Source organism: Ligilactobacillus pabuli (genome assembly GCF_022836475.1).
In the GTDB taxonomy this organism is placed as follows: domain Bacteria; phylum Bacillota; class Bacilli; order Lactobacillales; family Lactobacillaceae; genus Ligilactobacillus; species Ligilactobacillus pabuli.
Genome location: NZ_BQXH01000064.1, coordinates 1 through 265 on the forward strand (window position 1 = coordinate 1; position 265 = coordinate 265).

Consider the following 265-nt stretch of genomic DNA (forward strand, 5'->3'; position numbering starts at 1 on the left):
TTTGGCTGACCTTCCCAGGTCATTCAACTACATTCTTTCTTGGTAACTCAGATGTCCAGTCCTACAACCCCAAGAAGCAAGCTTCTTGGTTTGGGCTGTTCCCCGTTCGCTCGCCGCTACTGAGGGAATCGAAATTTCTTTCTACTCCTGCAGGTACTTAGATGTTTCAGTTCCCCGCGTCTATCTTCAACTGGCCTATGTATTCAACCAGTGATAATAACTAATAACAGTCATTGGGTTTCCCCATTCGGAAATCCCCGGGTCA

The 265-nt window shown here is 46.8% G+C and carries 1 rRNA gene; it reads right to left on the minus strand.

From position 1 onward, the window contains the following. Window positions 1-265: ribosomal RNA gene (locus LPAF129_RS11120) — 23S ribosomal RNA — on the minus strand; the annotation flags it as partial.